The sequence below is a fragment of the Leptospira idonii genome, assembly GCF_004770995.1.
Taxonomy (GTDB): Bacteria; Spirochaetota; Leptospiria; order Leptospirales; family Leptospiraceae; genus Leptospira_A; species Leptospira_A idonii.
Map to the genome: position 1 here is coordinate 35,144 of NZ_RQHW01000078.1, position 24,883 is coordinate 60,026.

The following is a 24,883-nucleotide window of genomic DNA, read 5'->3' on the forward strand; positions in this document are numbered from 1 at the left end:
TTTTCGGCGGCCTTTCTCCGTTTAGTTTTTGTGAAGCAGATATTCGAAAGCGGAAATGGCAGCCTTAGCGCCTTCTCCCATCGCAATGATGATCTGTTTGTAAGGGGTTTGAGTGACATCTCCACAAGCGAAAATTCCTTCCACATTGGTTCTGCATTTTTCATCCACTACGATCTCTCCGGATCGGTTTACTTCCAGGATATCTTTCACAAAACTACTGTTCGGTACTAAACCTATCTGAACGAACACTCCGTCCAAGGAAAGAGACTCTTCTTTTTCCGAATTTCTGTCCTTATATACCAAAGCTGTTACCTTGTCCCCATCGCTTTCGATGCGGGTGGTTTGAGCGGAAGTGACGGTGCGAATATTGGGAGACTCGCTCACTTTGTTCAACAAAACTTGGTCCGCGTTCAATTTTCCACCGAATTCGAGTATGGTGACAGAGTTGACGATACCGCTCAGATCCAAAGCGGCTTCCACTCCAGAGTTTCCTCCTCCTACTACAGCAACATCTTTTCCTTTGAAAAAAGGGCCGTCACAGTGAGGGCAGTAAGCGACTCCTCTTCCTATATTTTCCTTTTCTCCCGGAACATTCAATTCTCTCCATTTTGCTCCCGTAGATAAAATGACCGTTTTGGTTTGAATGACTTCCCCCGTATTGAGAACGATCTTTTTCACAACTCCGTCCTCTATCTTTTGCACCTTTACATTTTCCTTTTTGGAAATATTATGATTCTCCAATTGGGAAAGAAGTGTGTTGGAAAGTTCGGGGCCTGTCGTGTAAGGAAGGGAGATCATATTTTCGATTCCCATAGTATCCCTGACTTGCCCTCCGACTCTGTCTGCTATCATCAGAACTTTTAAACCTTTTCTTGCGGAATAAACTGCGGAAGTGACTCCTGCAGGCCCTCCTCCGATTACGGTCACATCATACACTTCTTTGTTTTCAATGGTTTCTATGTTTCCGGAAGAACTTTGTTTAGGCGGAAACATCTCCATCAGTTTATCGAATATAGCTGAACTTTCCGCTTTGCCGGAAAGAAATCTTTGTCCGTTCAAATAAACGGCAGGCACGCCCTGTATGTTTTTTTCTTTCACTTGATCCGGAAACAAAGCTCCGTCGATCATTCTGTTTTTGATGTTCGGATTGATCAATGCGAAAGAATTTAACGCCTGTACTACTTCAGGACAATTATGGCAGTCCAAAGAAACATAAGTCTCAAATTGCAGATCTTCTTCTATGTTCCTTAAGGCTTTCTGCATACCTTCTTCCAGCTTGAGAGGATTTCCTCCCGCTTGCAAAATCGCAAGAACCAACGAACTAAATTCATGTCCTCCCGGAACACCTGAAAACACGATTCCCGTGGAAACACCGTTCTTCAGAACGGAGAAATCGACTCCCGACCCCTTCTCATTTCCATGAACAAGACTTAGACGGGGATGAAGGGAAACAATTTCTTCCAAAAACGAAATCAGTTCGCCTCTACTGGGATGATCACCTTCCTTCAATTGCAAACTAACATCCGTTTGAATTTTTTCGAAATATTCCTTTACTTGATTTTTTGCTCCTTCATCTAACATAAATTCTCTCCCGTTGTATTGCCCGGACCGCGAAACGGCCCGGGATTATTGTATCTAGATTTTGCCTACCAAATCCAAACCAGGTTTCAAAGTTGTGGAACCAGGCTTCCATTTCGCAGGACAAACTTCTCCGTCATTCTGTGCGACATACTGAGCGGCTTGTACTTTTCTCACCAATTCCTCCGCAGAACGCCCGATACCCAAATCGTGGATTTCGGCAGTTTTGATTTGTCCTTCCGGATTGATCACGAAAGTTCCTCTAAGAGCCTGACCGGCATCATCGATCATCACTCCGAATCCTCTTGTAATCACTCCGGCAGGATCACCTAACATTGGAAATTTGATTTTTTTGATGGTATCACTCGCTTCATGCCAAGCTTTATGAACGAAATGAGTGTCCGTTGAAACGGAATACACTTCCACTCCCATCTTTTGCAGTTCTGCGTAATGATCCGCTACATCGCCGAGTTCAGTCGGGCAGACGAAAGTAAAGTCCGCAGGATAAAAAACGAAAACGGACCATTTTCCCAATACGTCTTTTTTGCTGATTTTTTTGAAAGCCCCGTTGTGGAAAGCTTCCACGCTGAATTCGGGGATTTGTTGGTTGATGTTCGACATATTCATCTCCTTGGTTTATGAGATAAATATAGTCCGAATAGAGACATTTGTAAAATAAATAGTATAAATGATAAGATTTATAAAAACTATGAAACTGGGAACTAAAGAGAGATTCCTATGATTTTAAATTTTTCTTTGGAATGAAACTCCTTTGGAATCTGCTTTAGAATGATCTCATTTAACTTCCGTAAGATTTTATTCTTATAAAATCCGTGTTTGTAAACGATACTGATCTCTCTTGCCGGTTCGGGAGAAGCAAAAGGAACGACTCTTTCCGATGTTTCCGTAACGGCGAGTTTGGGAAGTAAGGTGACTCCGATTCCTAAATCGACCATCCTCCTAAGAGTTTCCACACTTCCACTTTCGATTTTTGCAAGAGAGTTATGATTGCATATCTTCAAAGACTGATGTCGAAAACAATGTTCCTCCCCCAAAACCAAAAGAGGATATTTTTCGATATTCTTCATAGTCACTGTTTTGGATTTTTCCTTCACACCTTCCGGATAATAGACCACAAACGGTTCGTAATAAAGAGGCTGTTCCACAATATTAGGAATTTTTAATGGAGTTGCCAAGATCCCTATGTCGATCTCTTCTTTATCCAGCTTTTCTATGATGGACAAAGTTGGCAGCTCAGAGATACGGCAATGCACTTGGCTGAGTTCCGTCTGCAAAGTTCGATAAATTCCGGGAATCAAATAATTACTAACTGTAGGAATCACTCCTATGGAAAGATCTCCCGTAGGTTCGTCCTTCAACTGCCCTGCAATTTCGTACAATTTGTCCGCTTCTCTCAAAGTATGTTTGGCCTGCTCGATGACCTCTTTGCCCAATTTAGTGGTAACGATCGGATTTTTTTTGCGGTCGAACAGGGAAAACCCCAATTCCTGTTCCACTTTTTGCACCTGAAGACTCAAGGTAGGTTGTGCAACTAAACACTGTTCTGCGGCTTTAGCGAAATTTTTGTATAGATCGAGGGCGACTATGTATCTCAATTGAGTGATTGTCATGATAAAAAAGGAATCGAAAGCTAACTTTCATTCTACAATATCCGAAAGAAAAACATACAAGCAGAATATTTTAAATTTCCTTTCCGATTCCGTCCCGATTGTTTTAAAAATCAATACGGCTGGGTATCTTTCCCAGTCTATCTTAGAGGAAAAGGAGAAAATTGGTTGGTATGGTCGACGCATCGATTGCCGCAATCGGCACATCGGTTTTCTTCGGCCGGAAAAATCGAACCGGGCGGATTTTGTCTTGATTTTTACACATATTTGCCATAAACTCAAGATCCAATTTTAGACCATGCAGCCCTTTTGTTTGTACATTCTCCTATTGATTTTACCTCTTGGTCTGATTGCAAAAGAACCAATTCCCATCAATCCTTTTGGCAAAACTTCTCTCAAAGATGGTTGGACGTTCCAAGAACTTCCGAATGGAAAGCCGGTTTCTATCGAAGTAGGAAACAGTCTGTCTTCCCAAGGATTTCCTCCTCCTACAAGCGGGGTATATGAGGTTCATTTTTTATTTCCGAAAGAAGAAATCACTTCAGCCGTCGGGATTTATCTGGATCGAGTGCAAGAGGCAGATAAAATTTTTCTCAACGGAAAATGGATCGGAGGCACTGGAGTTCTTCCGAACGATGGCAAATATTCACCTAACTGGTATTATAAAAGACTCTATTTTCTTCCAGATTCTCTTCTGAAAAAAGGAGAAATCAATACGATCCGCATTCAGATCTTTTATCAAAACAAAACCTTTCCGGGAGGAATCTTCCGAAGCATTCCTCAAATCGGAAATTATGAATTGATCAGAAACAATATCATTCGGGAAGACGGAAGAGATTTCTGCATCATCATGTTGTTCTTCGGAATCGGAGCTTATCAAATCTTTTCGATCCTTCTCAGAAGACAGCCTAGATCCAATTTTTTTCTGTTATGCTCCAGTATGTGTTTTGTTTTGTGGAGGCTCCCTCTTCTCAACATTTCACACTCTGTTTTTGAATTGGAATTCAATACTCTGATTCGAGTGTTTTTCGTATTCCAAACTCTGCTTCCTGCCGCCTTATTATTATTTAATTATTCCATTTTCAGAGATCCGGTTCGGCTGAAGGAATGGATTTTACTCTCCATTATTTTCCTTTTGGCCTTCGTACAGATCTTCGATATAGAATATTCTTCAAGAATCATTGCTTTACGAATTTGGGAATTCACTCTGATCTTCGTTTTTTCATTCGTAGTGGTCAGCGTTTACAGAGCCGCAAAACAAAAAAAAATGGAAGCAAACATACTCGGTGCGGGTTTTTTACTTTTAAGTTTATGCGGAACCGTCGACATCATCATCGATCTTACTTCCGGTAAAAACATCTATCTCAGTCAATACGGCTTTTTGATTTTGATGATTCTTTCCGCCATCACGATCTCATTCCGAAACGCTAAAAACGAAAAAGAACTTTCTCTTCTTACTAAGGATTTGGAGGCGAGAGTGCAGATCCGTACGGAGGAACTGAGAAAGAAAAATTCCAGCCTGGAACAAGATCTTTTTTTCGCCTCTCAACTCCAAGGTCATCTTCTACCGAAAGACGCCCCTTCCATAACTGGCTTAAATCTTAGCGCCACTTATCTTCCTATGTCCCAGGTAGGAGGAGATTTATACGATTGGATCGAGGTCGACGAACATCGATTATTATTTCTTATCGCGGACGTTGCGGGGCATGGAGTTCCTGCCGCGCTTGTTTCTTCTATGGTAAAGGTTCAATTCAGGGAAAGTGCCAAAGAAACCCAAAACCCTGCGGAAGTTCTTTTGAAAATGAACCAAGCTCTCATCTTTCTAGTAAGTAAATACTTCATCACCGCCTCTTGTGCGTTATTTGATACGAAAAAAAACCAGGTGATCATTTCTTCTGCGGGTCATCCGAATCCATTGATTTACAATCAGTTCGAATCCAAGTTTCAATTTTTGAACTTGAAAGGATCCATCCTGGGCTGGAGAGAAACGTTTCAATACCAAAACTGGTCTCAAAACATCACGAAAGGAGACAGATTTTTCTTTTATACGGACGGGGTCACGGAAGCGAGAGCGGAAGGTAAATTGTTCGGAGAAGCGAATCTGCTTCGCATCTTAAAAAAATCGAAAACGAAAGAAATCCAAACAGTCTCCGAACTGGTTCTGAAAGAAATTTCCGATTACTCGGATGAAGAACTGAAAGACGATGTTACCTATGTGCTCATAGAAATCACCTAAGTTTGTTTTGTTCTTCTCCTGCGATCCCTTCCACCATCCTATCTTTCAATAAAACTCCGGATATCTTTTGGGAAAGCGCTTCTTTCAAAAGATAGATCAGTTTGGCCCCCGCTCTTTCATAACTTAGACCACCTAACCTTACATTAGAGATACAGTTTCTTCTTTCGTCCGTAGTCCCCGATTTACTTTGATATGTGATGTAAACTCCCAAACTGTCCGCAGTAGTAAGTCCAGGTCTTTCTCCGATCAGAACCACTGTCATATTGGCGGAAAGTGATTCCGAAATTTGATCTCCTATGGCGACTCTTCCGTTCGTAACAAATGCGAGAGGAGCGATTTTAGGAAACAACTCTGTCAACTGAGGGCGTAAGTATTCCAGAAAAGGGACTACGTTTTTTTCCACAGCCAAAGGAGAAAGCCCGTCCACGATGGAAATGGAAAGATCGTATTCTTTTTGTAAGTTGGGAAATTTTCGCAAAGTTTGAAGGGATGTTTCCTCCAGTTTTCTTCCTAAGTCGGGCCGTAAGAGATAATCTTGTCTTGAGTTTGCTGCAGAATGTAAAGAAATCACAGGCAACCAAGAAGAAAGTTTTTCTTCTATTTCTTTCCAATCGCAGGCGTTCCAAACCGCATCTCTGGCTCCTGCATGATCGAATCTTAATTGCAACATCTCTTTTGTGGAAAGAGAACCTCCTGAACGGGAAAGACCTATCCTGGCGGAAGTAAATCGTTTCATATCTTCCCAGGGTGTTTTCGCATTCGAATTACTCATGGAATCCTCCGGAAAATGAAGAAAGAAGTTTCGTAGAATCGAAGTTTGTTGCAGGAAGATGGTTTTCTTTTGTGATCCCCATCTTTTGCAGCCAGGCTTCGAATTCGGGAGCGGGCTTTAATCCTAACGACTGCCTCAAATACAAAGCATCATGAAAAGAGGTACTTTGGTAAGATAACATCACATCATCCGATCCTGGAATTCCCATGATGTAATTGCATCCTGCGACTCCCAAAAGAGTCAAAAGCATATCCATATCGTCCGCATCGGCATCCGCATGATTCGTATAACAAATATCAACTCCCATAGGAAGTCCCAATATCTTTCCACAAAAATGATCTTCCAAACCGGCGCGGATGATTTGTTTTCCATTGAATAGATATTCCGGTCCGATGAAACCGACCACAGTGTTCACAAGTAAAGGAGAAAATTCCCTCGCCACGGCGTAGGCTCGCGTTTCCAATGTTTGCTGGTCGATCCCGAAGTGTGCGTTTGCGGAAAGTGCACTTCCTTGTCCCGTTTCGAAATACATCACATTGTTTCCTACGGTGTATCTTTTTAGAGACAATGCCTGTTCGTATGCTTCTTTCAGAAGAGAAAGATTGATCCCGAAACTTTCATTTAATTTTTGGGTTCCTCCGATGGATTGAAACACCAAATCGAGAGGCGCATTCTCGTTCATAAGTTCCATCGAAGTAGTCACATGGCTGAGGACGCAAGTTTGCACAGGCATCTCGTATTTAGTTCGAATGGAGTCCATTAAGTGAAGAAGTTTTCTCGAAGTGGGCAGATTGTCCGTGGCGGGATTGATTCCAATCACTGCGTCTCCTGCTCCTAAAAGAAGTCCGTCGAGTATGCTTGCCGCCACTCCTGCGCTGTCGTCCGTGGGATGATTCGGCTGCAACCTAACAGAAAGTCGATTCTCAAGACCGATGGTATTTCTGAATGCCGTGACGACTCTGCATTTTTTCCCGGCGAGGATTAGATCCTGCAGAGCCATGATTTTGGAAACCGCAGCCACCATCTCGGGAGTGAGCCCGTAACGAACCGCAGTCAAATCTTCCGTTTTACAATCCTCGGAAAGAATCCAGTCTCTTAAACTTCCCACTGTTAAATGACTGATTTTCTGAAACGCAACCGGATCGAATTGTTTTTGAATGAGTGCGCTCACTTCGTCCGTTTCACTCGGAAGAATCTCTTCTTTCAAAAAATGATCCAAAGGGAGATCCGCCAAACAAAACTGTGCGGCAACCCTCTCTTGCCCCGACTCCGCCGCTACATTCGCCAGTTGATCTCCGGATCTGAGAGGACTTGCCTTAGCCAAAAGGGTTTTTAAATCGGGAAACTGAAACTGAAAATTGCCAATCCGAGAGCGAAACATATATATTGATCTAACCGATTTTCCGAAAAAGGACAGTACAAAAAGGATTGAGTGAAGGAAAGAGATCTGTAAAATTATGCAAATTTTATGAAATCATCGGAAATTTATTTCAGAAACCGCCTAGCCTTATTCCTCCTATTTTTCTCCGTCGCGTTTTCTCTTCAAGGGGAGCCGGTTTCTTCCATTCATTGGAAAAAAGGAACAGGGAACTTAAACCTGGCATCTTTCGCTACCTATTGGGAAGATAAAGACAAAAAGGAAACGATCGAATCCATCCGTCAGCAAATTCAAAACAATGAGAACGGAAACAAAACAAAAGGGCAATTGGGGTTCGGATATTCTCCTCATGCTTATTGGGTTCATTGGTCCATCGAAATCGAAGAAGGCAACCAAACAGATCTTTGGCTAGAACTGGTTTCCTTAATCGATTCCATAGATCTTTTCCTGTTTAAAGACGGAAAAGAAATTTCAAAAATCCATGCAGGGAGAGGTTTGCCCGCTTCGGAAAGATTCTTAAAACATAGAAATTTTTTCTTTCCTCTCCCTCTGACGGAAACAGGACACTACGACTTGATCATGAGATTCGAAAGCCAAGGATCCTTGCTTCTTCCTCTGCATCTTTGGGAAAAGGAAACTTATTTGGAGGAAGATTCTCTCCGCTCCACTTGGTTCGGGGCTTACTTCGGAGTGATGGGAGTCGTTTTTTTCTATAATTTATTTCTATTTTTCAGCATTAAAGATAGAAGTTATCTCTATTACATACTTTATATATTTTTTCTTTCCCTGGTGCAGGCAAGCATCTGGGGATACACTCATATTTACATATTTCCGAATTCACCGAGTTACGCGGATATGTGTTTCCCTGTTTCCATCAGTTTAGTCTCTACATTTCTCCTTCTTTTCGCAAGGAAGTTCGTAGAAGCAAAAGTAAGAATGCCTAAGATTTATATCTATCTTAGCACCGTTGCTTCCATTGCGGCTCTATCCATGATCCCTGCCTTTTTCGGGTTTTACAGATTTTCCGTTTCTACGGGAGTTCTTCTTACATCTGTCGGATCCCTTACCTTATTCGGAGTTTCCTTATACGCCTGGTCGAAAGGTTACAACGAAGCCAGATTCTTTCTGATCGGTTCCTCCATCGTGTTAGTTGGAGCATTGGTAGTGGGACTCAGGAATTTCGGAATCCTTCCTTATCATTTTCTTACCAATTATTCCTTACAGATAGGTTCCGTTTTGGAAGCGGTATTCCTTTCCCTATCACTTGCGGATAGAATCAATTTCATACAAAAGGAAAAACAGGAAATTCAGGCAAAGTCTTTAGAAGAACAGAAAAGCCTAACGGAAGCCTTCTCAAGATTCTTTCCGTCTCAAATCATTCCTTTGCTCAATAAGTCGGATGTAAGAGAAGTTTCTTTGGGAGATGCAGTCGACGGAGAAGTGGCTGTCTTATTTTTGGATATACGCGGTTTCACTTCCATCTCCGAAAAATTAAATCCCAGATTCACATTCGATTTTCTGAATGCGTTTATGCGCTTCACCGCTCCTTCCATTGAAAGAAAATCAGGTTATATAGACAAATACATCGGCGACTCGATTATGGCTTTTTTTCCGAATTCTCCGAACAATGCGCTTCTTGCCGCAAAAGATATGTTAATTGGATTGGAAGAATTCAATAAAAAGAGACAAGAAGAAGGAGAGTCTAAGATTAAAATCGGAATCGGAATTCATTACGGTAAAGTTCTCATAGGAACAATAGGACAAGAAAGCAGAATGGACGGGACTTTGATCGGCGATACAGTCAACACCGCTTCCCGATTGGAAGGAAAAACGAAAGAGTTAGGAGTGACAGTCCTGATGAGCGAAACCGCTTATGAACTTCTCACCGACATAAACAAAAATTCGATGCAGTCTTTGGGAGAAATAGAGCTGAGAGGAAGAGAAGAAAGATTGAAAGTATACGGACTCATTTAATTTCATCTAAATATGCAAGAAGATCACATATATTCGGTTCTGATCATCGAAGACGAATATCCTGCACGTATGCTGATGATGGATTATGTGATGAACTGTCCCGAACTGAAACTAGCGGGAATCGCAGAAGACGGTGCGAAGGCCTTGCAATTGATGAAAGAAAAGAACTTCGATTTGGTGTTCATCGATATCAACCTGCCAGCCATGTCCGGAATCGAAATCATCAAATCAGTTCCTCGTTCGGGAACATTTTTTATACTTACAACCGCTTACAGTGAATTTGCGGTACAAGCATTCGATCTGGAGGCTCTCGACTATCTGCTGAAACCTTTTTCCTTCGATCGATTCAGAAAGTCCGTGGATAAAGCGCTTCGATTCTGGAAAGATGCGGAAACGAACAACAAACAGATCCAAGAAACAGGCACTCATCTAAGTTTCAGTTCCGAATCCGCCACTCATATACTTGCTTACGAAGAAATTCATTTTATCTCCGCCAATAATAAATCTTCCGTCATTCATACCGAATCGAAAGATTACGAAACCGCAAAACTATTGAAAGAGCTGGAAGAAAAACTGCCGGACAAACAATTCATCCGTATCCACAAAGGTTACTTAGTGAATCTGAATTTTGTGACAAGTCTGCGTTATGACAAAGGAGGCGCTTATACTGTGCAGTTGAAAAACGAAGATGAGACCGTTCTTCCCGTGGGCAGATCGTTCGCTCAGACCTTGAAAGATGCCTTGGGACTCGGCTGAAAAGAATTTCACTCCTTCATAAATAGCGTTCATTCCCCATCTCGTAGTTAATCCCAGTTAATCGGAATTAACCGTTGACAGAGAACCTTCCACCGGAACATTTTTCTTCCAACCGGAGATTCTCAAATGAAAAAAACAACTCTCATCCTTTGCCTTTTTTCTTCTTATTTTTTCCTGCAAGGATGTGCCTCCTCCTCTGTAGGCGTAGCCGCAAGCAATCGTCCTCTAGCGAATATTCCCTATGAAACTGTCAAATCCGTAGATAAAACTTTTACATGGTATTCTTTCGATATCATCCTCTTCGCAATGTCTACCGGCAACCCTCCTATCGACGAAATTTATACGGAAATGCTGGCAGGAGAAGATGCGGATGCGGTTGTTAACATCCGTTACTGGAACGATAAATCGATCTTCGGCCCGGTGATCCGACACAGGTTCGGAATCAAAGGGGACTTGGTTAAATTCTCCGGCGGCACTCCTCCTAAAGGGAAAAAATAGGACGGATTTTTCCCATCATGAAACTCTATATTAAAATATTCTTAACTGTCTCGATGATCGGATTCAGTTCCTGCATCGGTGCGAAAATCAAAAACGAGATACAGGTTTTCGATGCGGCGACAGTGGTTCGTTCCGGCGATTATGTGATCTTGGGAAGAGGTTACGGACAAGATTCCGCCTTCTACATCCTGGGAATGATTCCCGTAACTAAGGAGCCGAATGTGGAACTGGCGCTGAGCCAAGCATTGGAAAAATTTCCGGAAGGAAGAACTCTCATCAACATCCAAATCCAACAGGAAGACAGACCTTATTTTCCTCTGGGACTTGTCACAGTTGTACATGTGAGCGCAGATGTGGTAGGTGATATGAAACAACCTGTAGATGCGAATAAAAAGAAGGGCGGACGATGAAAAGAAAACTCTCTTTATTTGTAGTCGCTAGTTTTATGTTAGCCGGTTTTATATCCTGCGCTCCAGGAGAAGATAGAGTCGCCGTAAACGACGCACAAAGTCAAATTTATGCGGCAGCGAAATTTGCGGCGGACAAATGCGGAACTCCTATCCCTGAGCCGGCCATTCTTGTAATCAATGAACCCTTGAAAAGAAATTTAGACCTTTGTACGATTTCACTTACCAGAGTCGGATGTCCTTTCGTAGGTTTCCCTATCACTTGTTTATTAATCTACCTGGAGAAAGATCCAGGCGACATACCTTGGTACATGAACTTCAATGAACTCAGTAAACAACAAATTAAGTAAGTTCTTATTCTTTTGTCTGATCCTTACGGGCAGCCCTCTGCTCTCCGTCAGCATCAAAGCAAAGTTATACAGCCCTAAGAAAGATGCAGGCGAAAAGAACCTTTCCATTATGGTTTTTGAAACCAAAAAGTTTTTTCAAACGGATGCGGAAGGAAACGTAACTCTGGAGTTTCCTTCTCAAGGAGAATACACTCTTCGTCTTTTAAGAGATACAGGAATGCAAGAGGTCAAAATCTCCGTCGGTGCAACAGACGAATCAAGAACCATCTATACGGAAAAAAAAGAACAAACTTCCGTTAAAGGTGGAATTGTGGTGGAAGGCGAACGTGAAAAAACAGTGGCTGCCCGCACAAAGGTTCGATACGAAGAAATCAAACGTATGCCCGGGACTTTCGGAGAAGCTCTTCGTTCCCTGGAAACACTTCCCGGTGTGATTCCCAATATCGGATTCGGAGGTGGTGCGAACGGTATCATTGTCCGAGGTGCCGATCCTCAATCGAATACCTATCTTTACGACGATCTTCCGATTCTTTATCCTTATCACTTGGACGGTTTAACTTCCGTCATTCACAACGATTTGATCAAAACGATCGATTTGTATTCGGGAGCTCATCCTGCGAACTTTAACAACGCGACAGGCGGGGTGATCGAAATTGAAACAGTCGACACGATCCAAAAAGCGAAAGGTGCTTTTCAAGTTTCCCTTTGGAACACTACAGCCTATGCAGCCACTCCTACTCCGAATGGAAAAGGGTATTTGGCCATCGCTGGTAAATTGGGATATTTGGATAAAACCATAGGTGCTTCCGGTTTGCTTCCGGAAGGGATACGTCTTCCCAGATACAACGATTCTCAAATCAAGTATGTTTATAATTTCACGCCGGAACACCAAATCTCTTTCTATAACCTAACCGCTCAGGATAACTTTGCGATCGATCTGCCAAACAAGGTGGCGAACGATCCTACCAAAGATCCTATCTCCACTTTTTCGGGAGCGAAAGCATCTTTCGGACAAAGTTTCAGAACAACGGCTCTTCGTTATACTTGGGCTCCCGGAGACAAATTTCAAAACCGTATTACATTGATTAACTTTGATCCTATCCAGGAATACAATGTGGGAATCGGAACCATCCAAGGAAAACAATATGTAAGACCGAACTATACTGGCGTGAGGCAAGATGCTACTTGGAAGGCCTTCGATTTTTTGAAGATAGACTTCGGATCCGAATATCGTAGATTATCTTTCCGGGACTACGGAGACCAAATCAGGCTTACGAACCCGAACAATCCTTCACCAAACCCTTACAATACGACAAATCCCGATTTCACCTCACAACCATTGAGCGTGAAAGGAATTTCCGGCTATTACAACGGTTACACAACCTTACACTTCAAATACGGAAACTTCTTATTCGAACCGGGAGTTCGTTACGACCATTTGGAAGTCACAAGAAACGGTGCCCTGACTCCTAGAGCCACAATGGCTTATACTTTCCCCAAAATAGGAAACGGTCTGACCATTTACGGAAACGGCGGGGATGTCGCTCGTTTTCCTCAAACGACAGTCTTTAACAAAGAGACGGGAAACCCGGATCTTCGTTTCGAGAAGGCAAGAAAGTTCAGTGTGGGTGTGGATCAAAAATTCAATTCCGTATGGCAGATCAAAGTGGAGGTTTTCAAAAACCAATTTACGGATACCATCGTAAGCGATCCTTATATCTCCACTCCCATCGGGATGAACCCGGATAAAACCCAATGGATGTCGAATCCTGTCGTCGCCAATAGAGCGTTAAACTATTCAAATAGGGAAACAGGCTGGTCTCACGGATACGAACTACTCATTCGAAAAAACTCGAAACAAGGAAGCAGAGACTGGTTCGGCTGGTTGTCTTATACCTGGTCTCAAACTTTCACGAACAATAATATCTATCAAATCTACGACGGAGACAACTCTCAGTTGTCCGGAATGGAAAGAAGAATATTGGCCGAGTTTTTCCCCAACTCCAAGGAACAACTGGCGGCTTGGGACAGAACGCACGTCATCAACTTGATTTACGGATGGAGAGTTACGGAAGATTATCAAATCGGAGGAAGATGGAGTTATCTTACTTCCACTCCTACTAGACCGATCATCGGCGATGACGGAGGAAGATTTTCCAATCCTTTGAACGGAATCACTTATTGGAACTCAGTTTACTCTAACAATCCTTATACGTCAGAATATGGAAACGTAAAAAGAGGAGCCGACTTTCATCGTCTGGACATTCGTTTCGATAAGTTCGAAAACTACTCCTGGGGATACATCAACTGGTATCTGGAAATAGTGAACGTTTATCTTCGCAAGAACACAAACGGAGAAAACTTCGACAATTCAAAACCTTTTTCCGCAACGAATCCTGTTCCCAGCCAGACATTCGGAACCTTGGAAATGCCCGGAGGCACTGTCATTCCTTTCTTCAACGTAGGTATGGAGGTTCACTTCTGATGAGATTAACCCGCCTAATTTTAACTCTAGTTACATTGTTTACTTTTTCTTCCTGTGAAGACCAAAGTAAATACGACGACAAGTATGGAGAGGTTTTGCTTTTGCAATTGGCGCTTTCACAGCCTTCCGCAACCGCTTCCTGTGCGACTGCGGCAAAAAAACAAGAGGATTGTTTTGTCATCCTGGCCGCAAGCCAAGGAACAACCCAGACTGTTACTTCTCAATCCGCAAAAGAAACGCAATGCACAGCGATTCGACAAACCAGCGGATTTAGTAAAATGTCAGAGAGAGGACAATCTTGCGTATTCGATTGTCAGACGACCGATTGGACGATCAAAATCGACACCAATGAATGTAAAACTTCCACAAGTCAAAATCTGCTCATTTCAAGTGCAAACAATGCGAAAGTGACGGCATGTATCCGTTCCTGCTTTCAAGCGACGAACAATCAAGTGAGCGATTCGGAAATTTTAAATCTGTTATTATTTAACTTAATTCAGAAAGGAGAATAGTTATGCAAGAATATGTAGGGTTAGGTGAAGAACTTATTTTCATCTCCATGGGACTGGCAAGTATAGTCGCAGTAGCGGTCTTTCTTGAAAGATTTTTATACTTCAAAAAATCGATGGGGAAACTCAACGATACGTATCTGGAAGAAGTCAGAAATTCACTGCAGGAAGAACCTGAAGTAAACTGGAAAACGAACGTAAGCGACGAATCCATCTACTCTCGTTTCGTAAACTTCGCTCTAAGACAATTGAGTCTGGGAAAAAAGGGACTGGATGAAAGCCTAGAAGGTCAAATTCTTTCCGAAAAACTTCTTTTGGAAAGAAGACTCCCGATCCTGAATACACTAGGAAACAATGCACCTTTCATCGGTTTGTTGGGAACTGTGTTAGGCGTAATCAAAGCCTTCCACGGTCTAGGGACTTTAGGAAGTTCAGGTGCAGAAGTTGTGATGCGCTCCATCTCCACAGCCCTTTTGGCAACTGCTGCAGGTCTTGCCGTTGCGATCCCGGTGGTTATGGCGAATAATTATTTTTCCAGAAAAGCAAAAGTCATTTTGCAGAACTTAGAGATCCTCAAGAAAGAGTTTTTATCCTTTCAGATCAACAAATCGAAGGTATAAATCATGGCTCAATCAAGTTCTCAAGAAGAAGAAATCGGCAGTATCAATATCACACCGATGGTGGATGTGATCTTAGTGCTGCTTGTGATCTTCATGGTTACGGCAAACTTCCTCAAAAAGGAAAGTTTGAATATCAACCTTCCGAAAGTACAAGCTGCGGATCCGAATGTTGCTGAGTCCACTCAAGTAGCGATCACTAAAACCGGAGCGATTTTACTCGAAGGGAAAGACGTAGATGCGACTGAACTCGTAAGGAAGCTGGAAAGAGAAGCAAAAATAAAGCCTAACACGCGATTAACTCTTTCGGCAGATGAGACTCTTCCTTACGGAAAAATCACTGAGCTTATGGGAGTCATTCGAAAAACGGGAATCACCAGAATCGCTCTCAGCGTGAAAAAATGAAAACCTTTGCTCAATTCGTAGTCGAATTCAAGGAATCGGTCAAACAAAACAAAGAAAGAGTCTTTCATCTTTGTTTGATTGCCAGTCTTCTTCTTCATATCACAACTTATGCCGGTTATAAGATAAGTCAGATGAGAACGGAAGAATATGCGGACACCTCCGAATTCGAAGACGTAGATGTAAACTTCGAAGAAATTCCGCCGGAACTCATCGGAGGAACTTCCTCACCGGCTCCTGTGGAAAAACAGGAATGGGTGGAAGGAACGGATAAAAACAAAGATGCGCCGGACGAATCCGATCTGGATCCTAATAAACTTGCGGGGAACGGGACGGACAAAGACGGATATCTTTTTTCGTATAACGGAGACAAGCTTCCTACTCCTATCATCGATTTCGACCTGAAGGAATATTTTCCTCCTCAGGCAAAGGCGGCGAATATCAATGAGAAAAGAGTGATTCTTCTTGTTCAGGTAAACGAAGACGGAAGTATCGAAAGCGCAAAAATCGTTTCAGGTAGAGCCGGTTACGGTTTTGATGAAGCGACTATGCAAATCGTCAAACGACTAAGATTTAGTCCCGGTTATGTGCAAGGCCAACCGAGAAAGATGGCGCATAGACAAGCGATCACTTTTTCACTTGATGATTAATAGGCTAGGAAAGAAAATTCCTATCTGAGGGTGCAATGATAGACAAATTATATCAATGGCTGGATGCTCAGATAGGAAAACCTTTTTTATCCATCGCACTGTTCGCCTTCACTCTTACCACTGTCTTTTATCTAGTATTCAACCCTACAAACGAAAGAAACATGTCGAAGTCCGAGAGACAAAAATCGGAAACCTCTCGAAAGTTCAGTTTCATCTCCCCTGAATCCTCATATTTGTTAGGTGATTTGCCGAAGAACTCCGAAGGTAAATACGAATTCGACACTTTTGAAAATCTTCCCTGGATTGTAGATACGAATATATGGATGAACACGGAAGAGCTCACCAATTTGGCGATTTCCAGATTCGTTTGGATGAGAGTCAAAGCGGTAAACATAGAAGATATCGAAAATCCATACACTCTATTGGAACATGCGGGTGCGTATTTCCAAGTTTATACCGACAAAGGGGATTTGCTGTTTCAATTCGGAGATGAATTTGAAAACGATGCGGTGGTGATACCTTCTTTATTAGATACTCAATTCAACTGGGTTTCTCTCGATCAAAAACCGGACCAATACTATTACCTTAGAATTCTTCACAGAGAAGGGTTTCTTTTCGGAATCAATTCCATCGAAAACCGAATCGCATCCCAATCCACTATATATAATAAATTCGCAAACAACAATTTGATTCCCTTGTTTCTATATTCATTTTTCCTAATGATAGGAATCATCTGTGCACTTGTATATTTCATAGGATATAAAAAAAGATACTTTGTCCTTCTCGATTTTTCCATATTCGCCTTTTTGTTCGGACTATTAGGCTTCAGCACGAACGATTACTTTCGATTTTTATCCACCGATAGATACAGTTTGTTCTTCATTTCGATGATAGCTTCGAACTTCGTCTATATTCCCATGCACTCCGGCTTAAGAAGGTTATTCGGTCCTGGAAAATGGTATATTTTGGACGTTCTTATCTATCTCAACCTAATCATAGGAACAGCCAGCACGGTTCTTTGTTTGAATTTGGATGTTTCTCCTGAAGTACATTCTTTCTTCATACAAATCAGATACTTTTTAGTACTTTTCAGTATCCTCAATATCCTTGGGCCGATCGTAGTTACTTTTTTGTCCTGGAGAAAGGGCAAGGCGATGGCACTTCCTCATTTCATCGGATTCAGTGCCACATTGATTCTCGTGGTGATCGAAATCTATTTGGCGATACGAGATCAATCCGGCTTTACCAGGGTCGCCTATTGGGGAGTTTTATTCGGAGTTTTCGGCCAAGGGCTTGCTTTGGAAAAAATGATGTTTTCGAACGCGCAAAAACTGCAGGAATCTCAGGCGAATCTTTTTAAGACGGAAAAATCCCTGAAAGAAGTTCAATTAAAAACACTTCAAACAAAAATGAGCCCTCATTATCTATTCAATTCTTTGAATACGATTCATGCGCTTCATAAGATCAAACCTGAGTTAATCGGAGATGCGATTTTGAGATTGGCGAATAATTACCGATTTTTCTCCGACAAAACGGACAGAGATCTGATCCCTTTCGAAGAAGAATGGGAGTTTATAGACGATTATCTTCATCTTCAAAAATTAAGATTTTACGATACTGTCACGATAGAGTTTAAAAAAACGGGAGATTTTAAAAATACCTTCATACCTCCTCTAGTGATTCAACCGATCATAGAAAACTCTTTCAAACACGGATTTAGAAATTCCAGTCAAGGCAATTGGTTCATTTTCATTAACGCCAAACAAGATAAAGATGGCAATCTTCAGTTGACCGTCTTCGATACGGGAGCAGGAATCAGCGAAGAGGTTTTGAACGACGAAGAAAAACTTTGGTCCAGATCTCTTGGCAATATCAAAGAAAGGTTGGATCATAGTTTTCCGGGAAATAAATTCGAAATCTCCAGAAATTATCCTGCGGGAACCAGGGTATATTTAGAAATACCCAAATCTACATAGAATCGATTTCTCTCAATTTCTCCGCAAGAGCGGTTGCAGAAACTCCTCCTGGTATACTGGCGATTTGATTCAATTCTTCATCGATGACGAAAATCAAATTCGTATGATCTATCATATAACTTCCATTCGTGTTTACCTTTCTATGAAGGATAGGAAATACTTCATGTAGCTTTTTCATTGTTTCCGGGGCAGGAGACAATGCTGTCAGATTTTTTCCAGGGAAACCTGTAACATAAGTCTTCAATTTTTCCGGAGAATCTCTTTCCGGATCCAAACTTACGAAAACGAATCTATACTTGTTCGCTTTATCACCTAAGATGAGAGAGGCGCGTCCGAAGCTGGTAAGTGCAGTAGGACACATGTCCGGGCAATGGGAAAAACCGAAATACAAAACCTTTTTCTTCTCTTTCCAAAATTCTGGATCCAGACGATCCCCTTCCGGACTCCGAAAATCCAAACCTAAAAGCTCCTGCGAAATTTTAGGTCCGTTTTGTTTCTTTTCAGAACAATAGAAAACAAATAAAATCGAACAAAGAGCCGATAAGAGAATGAACTTTAGATGGCGACGATCCAACCCATACCTCCGTTCTCAGCCATATGAGTCTGATGAGGATGAAACATATATCTTCCTTTTTTAGGAAGAGTAAACTCGATCACTGCTCTTTCCGTCGGGCCCAGAGTCACCACATCGGAATGACCGTCCGGTTTCGTACTTCCTAAATTACGAATGATATCGAAGGTCTGTGCATGAAGGTGAAAAGTAAACACAGGTTCCAGTTCCAAAAGATTTTGAACGTAAAACCGAACTTTTTCTCCCACAGGAACCTTCATAGGGTATCTATCGTAAAGCCCGGACACTCCGTTCCAGGTATAAAAATCGTTTTTGCCTTTGTTCTTAGTGTCCCAACCGGAAAAGGTAAGAACGAATTCGTGTGCAGGAGGTCTGGGAGTCAGAGGATCTACGATAAAAGCACCGAACAGACCTTTGGCTGTATGAAGAGTCAAAGGAGGCACATGACAATGATAAGGATGAATCCCCACAGGACCCGCTTGGATTTTATAGGTCTTTTCTCCAAAGGAAGGAATTGGTTCCCAACCATCCTCTCCCGGATCATGAGTTCCATGAAAATGTAAGGAGTGAGGATCAGGACTAGAGTTTTTCACATGAATGAGAAGATCATCACCCAATCTAGCTCTCAATATGGGACCTGGAACCGTTCCATCGAACGTCCAAGCGGAATAACTGACGCCGTGAGCGATATCCACGTTCAAAGGAAACACATTGAGATTAAACTCTTTGGTTTTCGCAGAATCCAAACGATAGTTTGGTGGAAAATAAAAACGGCTAGTGTATTCCTCTTTGATATGAAAAGGAGGATGAGCCATACTCCCATAATTATTGGTGGCTCGCAAACTTCCGTTGGCACCGATCGAATTCACATACGAATCTGCAGTGAATCGAAACGGCTGTTTGATTTCATCGGAAGTTGCAGAAGGCGGAGAAGAACAAATATCTCCCGAAGAGTATTGGTTCGGAGCTTTGTTGGAATAGGAGCCGAAAATGGCTCCCATAAATCCTGAAACTCCGAACCCCAGAGTGGTGAGAAAACTTTTCCGATCCACCTTTTTACCTCAAACCGAAACGAGAAAGATGCAAACTAAATTTGGGAAACCAAGCTCAAGATCCAAACCAGGATCAAGACTCCGAATCCGCCTCCTACAGCGATCTGTTTGAACTTCTTCTCAAATCCTGAATTGCCGAACAAAAGATAGGCGGCCGCTCCGAAGATGGGAATCAAAAGGATCACGAACGCCCAAATATAAGTTTTTGAATCCGTTAGATCCTTCTTTTGAGACAAATCAAAAAGTGCGATTGGTGACCAAATCGATGTTAATACGAAAGGAAGATAATATGCATACGACCCGATAAAGTAAGTCCATGCTCCCGGTACTGCTAATGTTGTTTCCATAAATCAATCTCCTAATATTTCATTAAGCCGCTGGGCCTGTTACTGCAATGATGGCATATACCGCCATAACCAAAATGGAAAGGAAAAGTCCCGTTCCTCCGAATACTACAACGTTTCTGACTTTTTTCGGCACCAAACTTTCCTTAGAGAAAAGAACGAGAAGAGAACCGATAAAAGGAAGAAGCAGAATCAACCAAAAGGAAAGATCGCCTTGTAAGGATGTCGGTTTGCGGTTCATTTTGTCCAAAAGAGCAAGCCCGGTCCAAGATGCGAAGATAGAAAAAGGAAGAAGGAATCCCACAATGTGGAAGAACCAAGTTTTCCATGTTCCCGGAAAATGAACCTGAAACGCAGAAGTGTTTAATTTCCCCGCTTTTCTATAGGCTTCCAATTCGGATTTTGCGATCGAAGGAAGTTCCGCTTTTTCAATCAGATACTTATTCGTTTCGAACACATCGTGTGCAGGAAGAATCTTTTTCTCAAGTTCCTTAGGCATGTTCTCTTGATTAGGTGGAGCCGGTTGGGTTTTATAATCGCCCAAATCGAAATCGCCTAAGTTCGCTTGCACGAACAAAGCCAAAAGTCCGATGGTAGAAGAAAGATCTCCCGAAAGAGGATAACGAATTTTTCCGCAGGATTGGAATGTCTCCAATAAAGGAGGGCTTGCCACATTATATTTATTATTCTCAAAACAGTTTCCTACGCTGACAGGACCGCTGACTGCGATGTCTCCCCTTCCTGAAGATACAACCGTATTGTTTTTCACTTCGTTGTTATTGGAAATCCAAATGTTCTCATCTATATTCAGAGTCACTAGGATTCCATAGTTTTTGTGATGAAAAACAAGGTTTCCGTCTACTGAGTTTTCCAATCCACCTAACAAAGCAATTCCGTTTCCTATGGAAGGAATTTCCAGTTTTTTGGAAGGAGCTTCCAAGTTGTTGTTGTCGTAGACCAAATTCTTTTTGATGACTATGTTTTTCTGAGGAGGAAGAAGTTCGCGATCCAAAGTGTTCGGTCCTAGTCCCAACTGGTTTTTTCTCCATACGGAAGACAGCAAATACAAATCCCCGCTGGCATTGGTTCCGGAATATCCCAAAGCGTTGTTCTCCGAGATCACATTGTACACAATCGCTTTACAAGGATTACACTGTCCTATGTAAAAACCGGAATCGGGAGAGCCTGATCCGTAAGAATGTTCCATAATTCCGTCGACGGAATCGAACGCATATACTCCGTAATCCCCGTTGTTATAAGCGGTGATATAAGAACCTCTATATCCTTTTACGCCGGTCCAATACACTCCGTTCAGAGTCGCATTTCTAGTTGTTAGGTTTTCTACGGCAACTCCGTCCGCACCAACAACCATGATTCCGTTCCCTCTCAGGAATTCCCCGTCGATGATGGTTTCGGAACGATCTTCTCCTCGAATCACAAGAGAAGGAGTCGTTACAACCACCTCTTCCTTATAAATTCCTTTTGCGATGAGAATCAAATCTCCAGGTTGAGCCGCATCCACTGCATTTTGAATGGTGGGATATTGCGAAGGAACCTTACGAGTGACCCCGGACCATTGTTTGGAAATTTTCGATTTACTTGCGTTTGTTTGTGGCGAATAGGAAGCGTTACCGATGACCGCCACTCCCGTCATTCCCACTTTTCCGTCCGGAGATGCATGGAAGGAACAGAAGTAAGGAAAAACTCCTTCTTCCGGATAAAAAACATCCGCCTGTGCGCCCCGAAGCATTGTTAGTTGCCCATAGGTAGTCTCAGTCGTCCAAGACTTATCTGTTGCAATCGCATTATGAGGGTTATTCCCTTCATTGACGAACCGGATTTTTCCGCCTTTGAATGTGCGGATTACCGGAGGATGGAAAGCGTTGTCCATCATCGTGACATGGACAAAAGCTGAAGCGGCAGGATCTTCTCCCTTACACTGGCCCAAAGAAAAAAACAGAAGGCCGAAGAGAAGAAGGTGAACCGAAATAACGTGAATTAGTTTCATTCCTAGTCTTCCTAAATATGAGGCATACCTCATATTTTCAAAAATATAAGGCAATATGTCAAATGTGTCAAGATGATTTCGAAGGAAAAATAACGGTTTTCAGGCTAGTTTTTGCTTAATTTTTCGAAATAGGCCAAAAGGAACAGCTTCAGCTCATCGACGATTTTTTTCTCTTTCTGTTTGGAGCGCCCAGGTTCCCTATAAATCGACTTAAAAATCGAATCGACCGTTTCCACTGTGATGAGTGCAACATGGGTTGCCCTCTCTTTGGAAAGATTCGGAAATAAAGGAAGAAAAAGAATTTTAGCAAGAGAATTGGCAAATCGTTCGTTGCTTTTTTGATCCAAAAGAAGAAGTTCGGGATGAGTGTAAAGGATGGATTCGACCAGATGGTATCCCTTCACTTCTTCAAGAGTTCTAGCAAAAGCATTCAGAGTAACATCGATGAGTTTGGAATCGAATTTTTTTCTAGTTTTCATTTCCTCCCGGATCAAACCGAAAAAATGATCATGGAGATTGAGATAACAAGTTTCCGCATGAGTATAAACGATGGCTTCTTTATTGGGAAAAAATTGATAGATAGAACCTACGGATATGCCGGATCGTTCCGCAATCAAATCGGTAGTGAGTGCATCATACCCGAACTCACTTAACAGATCGAATGCGGTATCCAGAATTTTTTGATACCTCTCTTTGGATCTGGATTGTTGAGGCGATTTTCTGGGAGAAACTTTTTTCTTCATCTATTCGTAACGCAGCGCAGTAATTGGACTCAATTTGGATGCCAATTCGGCAGGCCACCATCCGAAAATAATCCCCGTTGCGGTCGAAAAAAACAAAGAGACCCCCAAAGAAAAAGGAGAGATGATTGCCGTCCAGCCTGCAAACTCCTGTAGAAAATAAATGGCTGCGACTCCTACGAACACTCCCACTGCTCCACCGATCAGACTGACCATAACCGATTCGATTAAAAATTGAATTCTAATGTCATTGTTTCTTGCACCCAATGCTTTTCTCAAACCGATTTCTCTCGTTCTTTCTTTAACGGAGACCAACATAATGTTCATAATTCCAATGCCGCCTACAATGAGAGAGATAGCTGCGATCCCGATCAGAAGAGAAGACATGGTTTTGCTCGTTTCGGAAACTGCGGACTGAATGTCCGCCATACTCATGATTTGGAATAAATTTCCCATCGTTTCATTGGTATTATGTCTTTGATGCAGGATGGATTTAAGATCGCTCGAAAAAATATCCCTATCGACGGACTCCGAAAGTTCCATTTCGATTCCATCGATGCTGTCCCGGTTCAGAACCCGCCTAAGAGCAGTTTGCATTGGAACGAGAACGATATCATCCTGATCCCGAAACCCTCCGCTTCCTTTTTCAGGCAGAACTCCGATCACCTTAAAATGAATTCGATTGAGTTTGATGTATTTTCCTACCGGCTCCGTATCTCCGAATAACTCGCGCACTACGGTTTGTCCGATAAGAGCCACAAGATTTCTGTCGGAATTTTCCTTTTCCGTAAAAAAACGCCCGTTTGCAGGAAGCATGTTTCTGAGAACTCCGTAACCCGGCTGCACTCCCATGATCATAGTATTCCAGTTTCGGTTGAGATACACTGCCTGGGCCCTACCGTTGACCGTTCCGCTGATGTTTACGATTCCGTTCAGTTTTTTGTGAATCGCCTCCACATCGGACAAATCGATTCGGGCCACAGCCCCCGCCTCCATGGAAACTCCTCCCGATCGGGAACCTCCTGTCCGCACCATAAGAAGGTTGGAACCCATGGAACTGAATTGATCTTCTATGCTTTTTTTAGCACCTTCACCTAATGCCATAACGGCGATTACAGCAGCCACTCCGAATAAAATTCCAAGTGCGGAAAGAAAGGAACGAGCTCGGTTAGCCAAAAGGGTGCGGAGTGCCGTTTGCAAGGATTTGAATATGATTTCGGAAGTGTTTCTTCTTTTAGGAGAAGGATGAATTTCGAAACTTTCTTTTTTAGGCTTGGATCGTTTTTCTTCTCTGACGATTTTTCCGTCACTGAAATGAATCACTCGATCGCAAAACTCCGCCATCTCCGGTTCATGAGTGACCATGATGATGGTTTTGCCTTCCGAATGAAGTTTCTTCAGTTCATTCATGATTTCGATTTTGCTTTTGGAATCCAGGTTTCCCGTAGGTTCGTCCGCAAACAAAATTCCTGGAGAGTTAAAAAGAGCTCTTGCGATTGCAACTCTCTGTTGTTGTCCTCCGGACAACTCGTTCGGTTTGTGATGGGATCGATCTTCTAATCCTACTTTTTGCAACAGTGAGAATGCTAGTTTTTCAGGCGCCTCGATGGAAGAATAAAGACTAGGTAGACTTACATTGAATAAAGCATCCGTTCTGGACAGAAGATGGAACTGCTGGAAGATAAATCCCAGCTTACTTGCACGAAGATCGGAAAGTTGATCGGGTGTTTTACTGGCAATTTCTTCACCGAACAAAAGATAAGAGCCCGAATCGAATCCGTCCAAAAGTCCTAAAATCTGCAACAAAGTCGATTTTCCGGAACCGGAAGCTCCCATAATGGCGATGAACTCCCCTTGTTGGATGGAAAGGGACACTTTGTTCAACACTGCGAACTGCAAAGAACCAGTGTTATATGTTTTTACGATGTCCTTGATTCGAATGAGTTCCAAAG

The 24,883-nt window shown here is 42.4% G+C and carries 23 protein-coding genes; 12 read left to right on the top strand and 11 right to left on the bottom strand.

Annotation, left to right across the window (positions count from 1 at the left end; all coding sequences use genetic code 11):
• Positions 1-21: 21 nt before the first annotated feature.
• From ahpF to EHS15_RS17240, 3 genes are all read right to left on the bottom strand, one after another.
• Positions 22-1,581 (bottom strand): alkyl hydroperoxide reductase subunit F, encoded by a 1,560-nt coding sequence (gene ahpF / locus EHS15_RS17230; RefSeq protein ID WP_135761835.1) that lies wholly within the window; start codon positions 1,579-1,581, stop codon positions 22-24.
• Positions 1,582-1,635: 54 nt separating this feature from the next.
• Positions 1,636-2,199, bottom strand: coding sequence for an alkyl hydroperoxide reductase subunit C (gene ahpC / locus EHS15_RS17235; RefSeq protein ID WP_135761836.1), 564 nt, complete (start codon positions 2,197-2,199; stop codon positions 1,636-1,638).
• A 101-nt stretch (positions 2,200-2,300) separates the two neighbouring features.
• Positions 2,301-3,209, bottom strand: a complete 909-nt coding sequence (locus EHS15_RS17240) for a hydrogen peroxide-inducible genes activator (RefSeq protein WP_135761837.1) — start codon at positions 3,207-3,209, stop codon at positions 2,301-2,303.
• 295 nt (positions 3,210-3,504) lie between these two features.
• Here EHS15_RS17240 and EHS15_RS17245 point away from each other — a divergent pair, with 295 nt between their 5' ends.
• Complete coding sequence (locus tag EHS15_RS17245) at positions 3,505-5,442, top strand: PP2C family protein-serine/threonine phosphatase (RefSeq protein ID WP_135761838.1); 1,938 nt, start codon at positions 3,505-3,507, stop codon at positions 5,440-5,442.
• On the opposite strand, the gene eutC is transcribed toward EHS15_RS17245, so the two are convergent.
• Both eutC and EHS15_RS17255 read right to left on the bottom strand, forming a co-directional pair.
• Entirely contained in the window at positions 5,435-6,214 is a 780-nt protein-coding gene (gene eutC, locus EHS15_RS17250) for an ethanolamine ammonia-lyase subunit EutC (protein WP_135761839.1), read from the bottom strand. The genes EHS15_RS17245 and eutC overlap by 8 nt on opposite strands.
• A complete protein-coding gene (locus EHS15_RS17255; RefSeq protein WP_135761840.1) occupies positions 6,207-7,595 on the bottom strand; it encodes an ethanolamine ammonia-lyase subunit EutB in 1,389 nt (462 codons plus the stop codon). The genes eutC and EHS15_RS17255 overlap by 8 nt, the downstream gene beginning before the upstream one ends.
• An 87-nt stretch (positions 7,596-7,682) precedes the next feature.
• On the opposite strand from EHS15_RS17255, the gene EHS15_RS17260 reads away from it, so the two are divergent.
• From EHS15_RS17260 to EHS15_RS17310, 11 genes are all read left to right on the top strand, one after another.
• Positions 7,683-9,566, top strand: coding sequence for a 7TM diverse intracellular signaling domain-containing protein (locus EHS15_RS17260; protein WP_135761841.1), 1,884 nt, complete (start codon positions 7,683-7,685; stop codon positions 9,564-9,566).
• Between the two features lie 12 nt (positions 9,567-9,578).
• On the top strand, positions 9,579-10,322 hold the full coding sequence (locus EHS15_RS17265; protein ID WP_135761842.1) for a LytR/AlgR family response regulator transcription factor: 744 nt from the start codon (positions 9,579-9,581) through the stop codon (positions 10,320-10,322).
• A gap of 126 nt (positions 10,323-10,448) precedes the next feature.
• A complete protein-coding gene (locus EHS15_RS17270; protein ID WP_135761843.1) occupies positions 10,449-10,820 on the top strand; it encodes an LIC20211 family lipoprotein in 372 nt (123 codons plus the stop codon).
• Positions 10,821-10,837: 17 nt separating this feature from the next.
• Positions 10,838-11,230 carry a hypothetical protein gene (locus tag EHS15_RS17275; protein WP_135761844.1) on the top strand — a complete coding sequence of 131 codons (393 nt, stop codon included), beginning with the start codon at positions 10,838-10,840 and terminating at the stop codon, positions 11,228-11,230.
• The gene (locus EHS15_RS17280) at positions 11,227-11,577 is read left to right on the top strand and encodes a hypothetical protein (RefSeq protein ID WP_135761845.1); all 351 of its coding nucleotides are present in this window, start codon (positions 11,227-11,229) and stop codon (positions 11,575-11,577) included. The genes EHS15_RS17275 and EHS15_RS17280 overlap by 4 nt, the downstream gene beginning before the upstream one ends.
• Entirely contained in the window at positions 11,549-14,062 is a 2,514-nt protein-coding gene (locus EHS15_RS17285; RefSeq protein WP_135761846.1) for a TonB-dependent receptor plug domain-containing protein, read from the top strand. Before EHS15_RS17280 ends, EHS15_RS17285 begins: the two co-directional genes overlap by 29 nt.
• Positions 14,062-14,574, top strand: coding sequence for a hypothetical protein (locus tag EHS15_RS17290; RefSeq protein ID WP_135761847.1), 513 nt, complete (start codon positions 14,062-14,064; stop codon positions 14,572-14,574). Before EHS15_RS17285 ends, EHS15_RS17290 begins: the two co-directional genes overlap by 1 nt.
• 2 nt (positions 14,575-14,576) lie before the next feature.
• On the top strand, positions 14,577-15,191 hold the full coding sequence (locus EHS15_RS17295) for a MotA/TolQ/ExbB proton channel family protein (protein ID WP_135761848.1): 615 nt from the start codon (positions 14,577-14,579) through the stop codon (positions 15,189-15,191).
• A gap of 3 nt (positions 15,192-15,194) precedes the next feature.
• Entirely contained in the window at positions 15,195-15,593 is a 399-nt protein-coding gene (locus tag EHS15_RS17300; protein WP_135761849.1) for an ExbD/TolR family protein, read from the top strand.
• Positions 15,590-16,240 carry an energy transducer TonB gene (locus tag EHS15_RS17305; protein WP_135761850.1) on the top strand — a complete coding sequence of 217 codons (651 nt, stop codon included), beginning with the start codon at positions 15,590-15,592 and terminating at the stop codon, positions 16,238-16,240. The genes EHS15_RS17300 and EHS15_RS17305 overlap by 4 nt, the downstream gene beginning before the upstream one ends.
• 35 nt (positions 16,241-16,275) lie before the next feature.
• Complete coding sequence (locus tag EHS15_RS17310; protein ID WP_135761851.1) at positions 16,276-18,216, top strand: sensor histidine kinase; 1,941 nt, start codon at positions 16,276-16,278, stop codon at positions 18,214-18,216.
• On the opposite strand, the gene EHS15_RS17315 is transcribed toward EHS15_RS17310, so the two are convergent.
• The 6 genes from EHS15_RS17315 to EHS15_RS17340 all read right to left on the bottom strand — a co-directional run bounded on the left by EHS15_RS17315 (position 18,209) and on the right by EHS15_RS17340 (position 24,881).
• Positions 18,209-18,673, bottom strand: a complete 465-nt coding sequence (locus EHS15_RS17315; protein WP_246052275.1) for an SCO family protein — start codon at positions 18,671-18,673, stop codon at positions 18,209-18,211. The two genes, EHS15_RS17310 and EHS15_RS17315, sit on opposite strands and share 8 nt — an antisense overlap.
• A gap of 98 nt (positions 18,674-18,771) precedes the next feature.
• Positions 18,772-19,788, bottom strand: a complete 1,017-nt coding sequence (locus EHS15_RS17320) for a multicopper oxidase domain-containing protein (RefSeq protein ID WP_210416374.1) — start codon at positions 19,786-19,788, stop codon at positions 18,772-18,774.
• 86 nt (positions 19,789-19,874) lie between these two features.
• A complete protein-coding gene (locus EHS15_RS17325; protein ID WP_135761854.1) occupies positions 19,875-20,186 on the bottom strand; it encodes a PLDc N-terminal domain-containing protein in 312 nt (103 codons plus the stop codon).
• A gap of 22 nt (positions 20,187-20,208) precedes the next feature.
• Entirely contained in the window at positions 20,209-22,191 is a 1,983-nt protein-coding gene (locus EHS15_RS17330; protein ID WP_246052277.1) for a plastocyanin, read from the bottom strand.
• A 104-nt stretch (positions 22,192-22,295) separates the two neighbouring features.
• Positions 22,296-22,934 carry a TetR/AcrR family transcriptional regulator gene (locus tag EHS15_RS17335; RefSeq protein ID WP_135761856.1) on the bottom strand — a complete coding sequence of 213 codons (639 nt, stop codon included), beginning with the start codon at positions 22,932-22,934 and terminating at the stop codon, positions 22,296-22,298.
• Positions 22,935-24,881: an ABC transporter permease gene (locus EHS15_RS17340; RefSeq protein WP_135761857.1), complete on the bottom strand. Its 1,947-nt coding sequence runs from the start codon at positions 24,879-24,881 to the stop codon at positions 22,935-22,937. It lies immediately after the preceding gene.
• Positions 24,882-24,883: the final 2 nt, after the last annotated feature.